Here is an 8,963-nt window from a genome sequence, read left to right as displayed (position 1 = left end):
GGTCCGGACTTCGGGAGAGAACTTGTTGGTCGTCTTGCTTGTCATGGCTCCACCTTCTCAGGAATTGGAGCCTCCGATCAACCCGGTGCGGTTCAGTCTGGTGGATACGCGGGGTTGGCACCGTACTTGGATGGTGCGCGATAGCCCGGCACTTGCAATCGAACGCCGAAGACCGCCTCCGCCAACTCGACGACTCGCAGATGGCTGTCGTATCGGTTGAACTTCCGTCCCGCCTCGCTATAGCGCTTTTCGACCGCGCGCCCGATCGGCAGTCCCACGCGCAGTTCGTCGGCCAGCTGGACGGTCAAGCCCATATCCTTCACCGTGATCTCCAGAGCGCAAGAGCGATCGTAGCTGCCATCCAGGAGAAACGGGGCGAATTGCTCGACTGCAACGGAGTTCGCTGAAGAACCGACAAACTCACGCCACGCCTGCTGCGCCGGAATGCCCTCGCGCACACTTCGGCAGAGGGCGTGGCCGCTCGCGACGGCTGCAGTGTAAAAGAGCAGGTTCGTCAACAGTTTGACAGCTTGGCCCTGACCGATGTTTCCGACATGGAAGGAGACGGCTCCCATGATTTGCAACACCGTTTCGCAACGCACATAGGCTTCTAGTGGCCCGCCTACGAAGAAGCTGACATTGGCGAAATCGACCCCCATGTGGGACAAGTTGCTCACGGGCGCTTCTAGTGAATCCACGCCAATTGCCGCGGCCCGGCGGGCGATCTCGATCGTGTTGTGGTAGTCGGTGGTGGACGTATCAATCCAGACGCCTCCCGGTACCACTCCGGCCAAAACGCCTTGCTCGCCTGTCATGTTGTCAAAGACGTCGTGTGGCAGCGGCAGGCAGGTGATGACAATTTCGCAATCGCGGGCCGCGTCGCGCGGTGCGTCATGCCACCGGGCCCCCTTTTCGACCACGTCTTTCGAGGCTGCGGGCTTGATGTCGTAGACGTCTACCGGATAGCCGGCTTCCAGGAGCTTGGCGATCATCGGTCGTCCCATGCTGCCGGTACCGATGAATCCGATGCGTTCGACGTTGCGGAAATGAGCGGCGCTTACAGCTTCTGCGGCAGACACTAGATTTCCATTCAGAAGTACAGTAGCGCTGGTCTCTTGGTTTGCGCGCCAAATAGTAGCTTATCAATGATATAAAACCGAATTTGCGGTAGAATCAAGGCAAGATATATGAAGACATTTTGCATTTATATTTCAAGTTTGCCGCCAACGATAAAATTTCTTTAGTGGGCAAGTTCACAATTGTGAATCGCATTAGGGCGGAGTTAGAGAGGCTTTCGTCCGGGTCGACCAACTGACCCAACCCGCTCCGCCCAAGGCGAGTGCAATTGCCGCCACTGCAATTGAAGAGGTCAGTGCCAGAGAAAGGGAGCATGCCGCGCAAGCAATGCAGGAGAGCCTCATCAGGCGTTCTTGCGACAAGCTACGTCTGAATGTGCTGCTGGAGATGCCGGCGAGACGGCGCCCGTCCCGAAGCCGGCCATGAGCGTGCCTTAGGCGAGCGGCCCTCCTCCCGGCTGATCGCGGACAACCAGCGGCAGCAGCGCGAGACTGGGATGCTTGCCGCCTATTTCCGATGATATCGCCGTGAAGCGCAGCCCGTCATGGATCGCCGTCCTCATCGACTCGCGTGGAAGAGGTGACGAGCGCACCTTCCACTTGCAGCGCCATATGCCAAGGGGAACCAGATAGGTGAGCGTCGTAACGGCAAAGCTGCTAAAAGCCCAAACGATGCAACCATGATGCCGCCGAGTGCCGGGTCCACTGTCCGTACAGTATTGAAGCCGACGGAGAGCGAGGTCACGGCAGCAGGAACATCGCGTCGGTCCATGATATCGCCAGCCGAGGCCTGCCAGGCGAGATTGTGGAGAGCACCCCCGCATGCGATCAGGAAGCTGAAGCCGAGGATCATCCACGGACTGACAAAGCCGAGCGCCACAACAGCGGTCAGCGGAGGCTATCACCATAGGGCAGAGACCGGCGAACATGACCCGGCGCCGGCTGAAATTGCCGGCCAGAGCCCCGGCGAACACGGACAAAATGAACGCCGGCAGGTTCGATGTAGCCTGCACCAGCGCCACCATCAGATCGGAATTCGAGATCGTTGCCATCAGCCAGCTGATGGCGACAGTCTGCATCAGCCAGCCGAGAGAAGAGACCTGGGTGGCGAGCCAGATTGAACGAAAGGTCCGCTCCAGCCTGGCCCACAGCGGATCGTCATCGATCATCGAGGCAATCTCGCCGTCCAGGTGCCGTTGCTCGCGCTTGAGGAAGGCCAGCATCGCCTCGACGCTGGCGCATACCTCGGCGTCGCGTGCGGCACTTCTGCGCTGCTTGTTGATGGTCGCATCGCCGACAATCTGGCAAAGCCAGCCAACCAACGCGGCAAGCCGTTGCTGGGCAGCGCTTGGCGGTGGCGTCGCCACCGTGTTTTTGACTACGCCGTAATGGGCGATGACAGCGGCTTCGATCCTGTCGGTCTTCTCAAGATAGCCCATCGCCTCGGCGAAACGGCGCACGCTCTTGGCATTGACCACCCCGCACGGCATGCCGTGCGCCCACAAAAGCATGAACCCCAGCCGCTCATAGCCGCCCGATGCCTCCATCACCGCAAGGGCTGCGCCATGGCTGCGGCAGAACAGCCAAAGAGCTGCGATCCCCGCCGCGTCGTTGGCGAAGCGCGCTGCCGCTCCGCCAGGCCAGACATGCGCGTCCAGCCAATCTTTCGAAACATAAACTCCACAAATAATCCTGTTCACGGTAACCTGCCTTGTGCGTACGGTTGGAACCAAGCGACTGTTCGGTCGTGCGTGATGAAGGCGAAGGACCCAAGCTCTCCCGCGGCTGTAACCTCAGGTGGTACGGGCGACTTCGCCAAGCCAAGGTCCGGGCGGCCACCCGGACCTTGGCTCAATCGCTTTAATCCCACGAAATCTCTCTCGTGTAGTATACAAGGTGGCGCCGATCGCCTCCCTCTTGGCCAAGCAGTTCGCCAGCTTGCCGTCTTACCAGCGCCTCGCCAATCTCGTTGCGTTCTTGTTTGGGCGTTGCAACAGATCCTTCAAGGAAATTCACGCAATCTTTGCGATCGCAAATCGCTGTCAATGGTAGGCTCACCACAAATTCCGACTTCAGTGGCGGCAGAAACCTAGTGTCGTTTTATTGTCCGCCGCCGAACAACATTTGGGAACGAAATGACAAAGCCAGCAGGACGAAGGTTCGGGTCTTCTATTTGGCGTCGTGCTGACCAATGATGACACTGGTCAATCGCCTAAGGAAGGCAGCGCATCTTGATCGCCTTCGAATCCTGGGCCTTTGCGCGCATGCCGACCTGACTGTCCGCGAACTGGCGGCGATTCTCGAGCTTCGTCGGGAGCGCGTTGCGCGACACGTCCGGATGCTGGCCAGAGCCGACTTTCTTTGCTGCAACGGACAACGTCCTTGGTCCTCATATCATCTCAATGCAGGGGGCAAGGACGGAGGGCTGGTTCAATTCCTGGTCGATCTCCTGCCCCACGACGATGGTTACCATAAGCGGGACCTGGAACGGCTCGAGGCCGTACAGGAGGCGTGGTCGAAAGGGACTGCTGCTTGATCGTGAAATAGATCAAGCCAACTGGAGCGCGACTACCATGGACAACTCCGCCGACGGCGCCATCGCGCGACTCGACACCAACGGACAGGCTAGCCTGGCCGCGGTCGATTGCCACGTTCACGAACTGCTTCTAAGACAGGAGCGGCAGGAGCGGACGACGCTCAAACTCATCGCATCCGAGAACTTTGCTTCCTCGGCCGTGCTGGAAGCGACCGGTTCGATCTTCACGAACAAGTATGCCGAGGGGTACCCCGGTGCGCGCTACTACGCCGGAAACGAGATCGTCGATGAGCTTGAGACCCTCGCGATCGAACGCCTGAAAGCGCTATTTGGTAGTGAGCACGCCAACGTCCAGCCTTATTCGGGCTCACCAGCTAACCAGGCCGTCTATCGTGCGCTTTTGAGCCCTCGTGACAAAGTCATGGGCTTGCCTTTACCCGAAGGCGGCCATCTGACTCATGGCTGGTCCGTCAATTTTTCCGGCACTGACTATCAACGCGTCCCATATGGGCTGCACGAAAAGACGCAGCAAATTGACTATGACCGCTTGCGCGAGACAGCCAGGCGGGAACGGCCGAAGCTAATTTGGGTAGGCGGAACTGCTTATCCGCGTATTTTTGACTACGCGGCAATGGCCGAAATCGCTGCGGAGGCGAACTCCTATCTCGTGGCCGACATTGCGCACATCAGCGGCCTGATTGTCGCCGGAGCGCATCCGAATCCCGTGGCCCATTGCGACGTCGTCACCAGCACGTCTCACAAGTCGATCCGCGGGCCTCGTGGAGGCTTTATTTTATCGAAGAATGAAGATCGCTATCAGGCGCTCTATCATCCCACTAGTAAATACAATCTCGCCAGGCGGATCGATCGCGCGGTGTTTCCTCAACTGCAAGGTGGGCCGCACATGAATATCATCGCCGCGTTAGCTGTTGCTTTGCAGGAAGCCGCGACCCCCGCTTTCCGCACCTACGGTCACCAGATCGTCAGGAATGCCAAGGCGCTGGCCGAGGCGCTTCTGGACCGTGGTTATGACCTGGTCACCGGCGGGACTGACAATCACATGCTGATCCTTGATCTGCGGGCCCGGCCGCTGTCAGGGAAAGCCTATGCCGAGCGCCTGGCAAGGGCAGGCATTATTACGAACTTTAATATGGTGCCGGGCGACCCGCGCGACCCGGCGGTTACAAGCGGGATCCGCTTGGGGTCGCCGGCAGTGACGTCCATGGGCATGCGTGAAGAGGAAATGGTGCAGATCGCCGCTTTTATTGATTTGGTCTGCCGCCAGCCCGACGACGAGAAAGTTCATGCGAACGTGCGAAGAGACGTTGCCGACTTCTGCGCTGCGTTCGATGTTCCCGGCGTCAGCGACCGGTAAGGCCGCCCGAATCCAGAAACTCCCCACCTAACTCCAACACTTGAAGCGAGGACATTTCCATGACCAGGCAGTTCGTGTTCTCTTCCGAATCCGTCGGCGCGGGACACCCCGATAAGATGGCAGACAACATCTCCGATGCCATCCTCGATGCGATCCTCCGCACCGACCCGAAGGCGCGCGTCGCCTGTGAAACGTTGGTGAAGACAGGGATGGTCGTTCTGGCTGGAGAGATCACCAGCCACGCGGAGATCGATTACAGCCAAGTTGCCCGCGATACGATCCTCGACATTGGCTACGACGACGATGCCATCGGCTTTGATGGTCGACGTTGCGCCGTCGTTCTGGCTCTCACCGAGCAGTCGCCCGACATAAGCCAGGGCGTTGACGAAGGACGAGGGCAGGATCTCGAGCAGGGGGCGGGGGATCAGGGCCTCATGTTTGGATTCGCATGCAACGAGACCGAAACCTTGATGCCCTTGCCGATCCAACTCGCTCACCATTTGACGAAAAGACAGGCAGAGGTCCGGAAAACGGGACAGCTTGGCTGGCTGCGTCCGGACGTGAAATCCCAAGTGTCCGTACGCTACGAGGGTCTCCGCCCGGTTGCGCTGGACACCATCGTCCTGTCAACGCAACATGACGAGGCGGTCTCCCAAGATACAGTCCGCGAAGGCGTCATTGAGGAGATCATAAAACCGGTCCTGCCGACCCACCTGGATACTTCGGAGATCAGATTTCTGGTCAACCCAACCGGCCGGTTCGTGGTCGGTGGGCCTGCCGGGGACTGCGGCCTCACTGGACGCAAGATCATTGTCGATTCCTACGGTGGAACGGGGCGTCACGGCGGCGGCGCCTTTTCGGGCAAGGACCCATCCAAGGTTGACCGCTCGGCGGCCTATGCCGCCCGGTATGTCGCGAAGAATATCGTTGCCAGCGGCCTTGCGGAGGTCTGCGAGGTTCAGCTTGCCTACGCGATCGGCGTGGCCAGTCCGGTTTCTGTCATGGTCAACACCTTTGGAACCGCAAGGATTGAGGAAAAAAGGATCGAGTGCCTTGTTCTTGAGCTGTTCGATCTCCGACCGAAAGGCATCATCAAGATGCTTGATCTCTTACGCCCGATATACCGCAAGACTGCGACATACGGACACTTCGGCCGTGAAGAGCCTGAGTTCACCTGGGAGAAGACGGACAGAGCCGACGACTTGCTGCGTGAAGCAGGACCGGCAGCTGCGTGAGGGCCGCTGGATCAAGCGCATGCGGCAACCCATTTCAACTCGCTAGACCCGCGCCTGGCCGGCATAGCAGAAAGCCGGTGGGTAGTTGGCGGAGACATTGATGCCGGATTATGACGTGCTTTGCATCGGCAATGCCATTGTCGACATCATCGCCCAGTGCGACGAGGAATTCCTCGAGACCAACGGCATCATCAAGGGCGCGATGAACCTCATCGACACCCACCGCGCCGAGCTGCTCTACAGCCGCATGGGCCCGGCGATCGAGGCCTCGGGCGGCAGCGCCGGCAACACGGCCGCAGGCGTCGCGAGCTTTGGCGGCCGTGCTGCCTTCTTCGGCAAGGTATCGAACGACCCGCTCGGCGAAATCTATGCCCATGACATCCATGCCCAGGGTGTTGCCTTCGACACCAGGCCGCTCGAAGGCCAGCCGCCGACAGCGCGCTCGATGATCTTCGTCACCCCCGACGGCGAGCGTTCGATGAACACCTATCTCGGCGCCTGCATCGAACTCGGGCCGGAGGACGTCGAGGCCGACAAGGCGTCGGGCGCCAAGGTTACTTATTTCGAGGGCTATCTGTGGGACCCGCCGCGCGCCAAGGAGGCCATCCGGCAGACGGCCAGGCTGGCCCATGCGGCAGGCCGCGAGGTTTCGATGACGCTGTCGGATTCGTTCTGCGTCGACCGCTACCGTGACGAATTCCTCGACCTGGTGCGCTCCGGCACGGTCGATATCGTCTTCGCCAACAGCCACGAGATCAAGTCGCTCTACCAGACCGCTTCCTTCGACGAGGCGCTGGCTGCTATCCGCAAGGACTGCAAGATCGCCGCCGTCACCCGCTCGGAGAAGGGCTCGGTCATCGTGCGCGGCGATGAGACCGTCACCATCCAGGCGACGACGATCAACGAATTGGTCGACACGACCGGCGCCGGCGACCTCTACGCTGCCGGTTTCCTGCACGGCTACACGCAAGGCCGCGACCTGCAGATCTGCGGCGACCTTGGCTCACTGGCGGCCGGACTCGTCATCCAGCAGATCGGGCCAAGGCCGCGGCAGAACTTGCGCCACGAGGCCAGGCAGGCGGGATTGATCTAGCCAGGCGACTCAACGAGGTGCGCATTCGCGTGAGACGGCAGCCTGCGGCATGTCACGATCGAAGTTTGATTGGCGGTGTCGCCGTCTAATGCGAACTTGCTACCGTGGGATATAGGAAGCGTTCCGATCAGCAGCTCGACCTGTCGCATATCTTGGTCACCCGCCGTGGTCGACCTCGTGTCGCACCAGGTCGGCCGCGTCGTGATGCGACAGACCGGGTAAGCGACCAACTGGTGAGTTGACATGAACGTATCGGCCGATTGAGGTTATCCTGCCGGGGAGCGCACTGCGTTGATCAGTAAGTCGAGACGATCATGGGCAAATATAAAGACCATCGCGAGCCACGCCGGCGTCGCCATGACGATGACGCGGTTTCTTTTTCGGAACGGCCTTCCGAGCCAAGCTACTTTCAGCGTTCGTCCACTGTAACCGCGCGCGCTGTCGACGCCGAAGTGATGTGGTTCAACACCAGCAAGGGTTTTGGCTTTGTCAAATTGCCGGAGGGCATCGAGGCCTATCTGCACATCCGGGTGCTGGAGGCGGCCGGAAGCCGCGGTGTTTCCGAGGGAACGCGTCTCAAGGTCACAACGGAAGAAAGTCCAAGAGGTCATCAGGTCGCGCAAGTGATGGAGGTCGGCGATCAGACCGCGAAACCTAAGCTGCATACGCGTCGCACTGGAGACTCCACCGCGGGGACGAGTGCCCGGTTCGAGAGCGAGGGCACCGTTAAATGGTACAATTCCGAAAAGGGCTTCGGCTTCATTGCTCCTGAAAACGGTGAGAAGGACATCTTCGTTCATGCCACCGCGCTAACCCGCTCAGGACTGAGCATGCTGATGGAGGGCCAGAAGGTGTTTGTCCAATGCGGACAGGGCAAGAAAGGCTTGGAAGTCCGGAGCATTCGCCTCCTTTAGAGCCAAATGCGCTTGCCCTACCGAAATCCTGGCTCAACAAAGAAAAAGCCCGCTGCCGGGAGGAGGTGGCAGCGGGCTCGATTTCGAATGCGACGCGGGAGGAGGTGCGCCCCATTCAGCGTCGGCACCACATCTGGGAGGAGTAGATGGCCGACACCCATGATCATACCGATCGCCGCGGATATTGCAACGCACAATCTCATCTCGCAAGTGCGAAATCATGCTGCGTTCGCTTAGTCGATCTTTAGAAAAGTGAGGTCAGGCTGCGGCTTTCTTGCGGGCACGCTTGGCAGGTGCCGGCACTCCCGGTTCCTTCGGCTTGCGGCCCAGCCCCATGGTCTTGGCCAATGCCGACCGCGCCGCAGCGTAGTTCGGCGCCACCATGGGATAGTCCGTCGGCAGCTCCCATTTCGCGCGATATTCGTCAGGCGTAAGGCCATAGTGGGTTGCCAGGTGACGCTTGAGCGACTTGAACTTCTTGCCGTCCTCAAGGCTGATAATGTAATCGGGTGTAACCGATTTTCTGATCGGTACGGCAGGCTTGAGAGCTTCTGACTTTTCTGGTGCGGCACCACCAGCAGTGGCTTTCAATGCGATGTGGATCTGGCCGATAAGCCCAGGCAGTTCACCGACGGGAACCGGATTGTTCGAAACATAGGCTGAGACGACATGGGCGGTAAGTTCGATGAGGTTCTCAGCTTTGGTCTCAGTTTCTTCGGTCATGAAAACGCTCC

Annotated in this window: 6 protein-coding genes and 2 pseudogenes; 4 read left to right on the top strand and 4 right to left on the bottom strand. The window is 59.6% G+C overall.

Features of this window, described 5'->3' with window-relative positions; genetic code table 11:
• Positions 1-92 precede the first annotated feature (92 nt).
• The 3 genes and pseudogenes from C8D77_RS34695 to C8D77_RS38910 all read right to left on the bottom strand — a co-directional run.
• Positions 93-1,079, bottom strand: coding sequence for an NAD(P)-dependent oxidoreductase (locus tag C8D77_RS34695; RefSeq protein ID WP_245951961.1), 987 nt, complete (start codon positions 1,077-1,079; stop codon positions 93-95).
• Between the two features lie 225 nt (positions 1,080-1,304).
• Positions 1,305-2,245: pseudogene (locus tag C8D77_RS38915) on the bottom strand (MFS transporter); the annotation flags it as partial.
• Positions 2,246-2,356: 111 nt separating this feature from the next.
• Positions 2,357-2,776: pseudogene (locus tag C8D77_RS38910) on the bottom strand (IS110 family transposase); the annotation flags it as partial.
• A gap of 873 nt (positions 2,777-3,649) precedes the next feature.
• Between C8D77_RS38910 and C8D77_RS34680 the strand changes: the two are divergent.
• The 4 genes from C8D77_RS34680 to C8D77_RS38905 all read left to right on the top strand — a co-directional run bounded on the left by C8D77_RS34680 (position 3,650) and on the right by C8D77_RS38905 (position 8,229).
• Entirely contained in the window at positions 3,650-4,987 is a 1,338-nt protein-coding gene (locus tag C8D77_RS34680) for a serine hydroxymethyltransferase (RefSeq protein ID WP_109672064.1), read from the top strand.
• 59 nt (positions 4,988-5,046) lie between these two features.
• Complete coding sequence (metK, locus tag C8D77_RS34675) at positions 5,047-6,222, top strand: methionine adenosyltransferase (protein ID WP_109672062.1); 1,176 nt, start codon at positions 5,047-5,049, stop codon at positions 6,220-6,222.
• A 100-nt stretch (positions 6,223-6,322) separates the two neighbouring features.
• Positions 6,323-7,315, top strand: a complete 993-nt coding sequence (locus tag C8D77_RS34670) for an adenosine kinase (RefSeq protein WP_109672059.1) — start codon at positions 6,323-6,325, stop codon at positions 7,313-7,315.
• Positions 7,316-7,629: 314 nt separating this feature from the next.
• Positions 7,630-8,229, top strand: a complete 600-nt coding sequence (locus C8D77_RS38905) for a cold-shock protein (RefSeq protein ID WP_109672057.1) — start codon at positions 7,630-7,632, stop codon at positions 8,227-8,229.
• Between the two features lie 258 nt (positions 8,230-8,487).
• Here the strand turns inward: C8D77_RS38905 and C8D77_RS34660 are convergent, their stop codons facing one another.
• Positions 8,488-8,952 carry a Ros/MucR family transcriptional regulator gene (locus tag C8D77_RS34660; RefSeq protein ID WP_109672054.1) on the bottom strand — a complete coding sequence of 155 codons (465 nt, stop codon included), beginning with the start codon at positions 8,950-8,952 and terminating at the stop codon, positions 8,488-8,490.
• Positions 8,953-8,963: the final 11 nt, after the last annotated feature.

This window comes from Mesorhizobium loti (genome assembly GCF_003148495.1).
Lineage (GTDB): Bacteria > Pseudomonadota > Alphaproteobacteria > Rhizobiales > Rhizobiaceae > Mesorhizobium > Mesorhizobium loti.
Note: the sequence above shows the minus strand (reverse complement) of the source record. Positions and strands in the feature narration are given on the sequence as shown.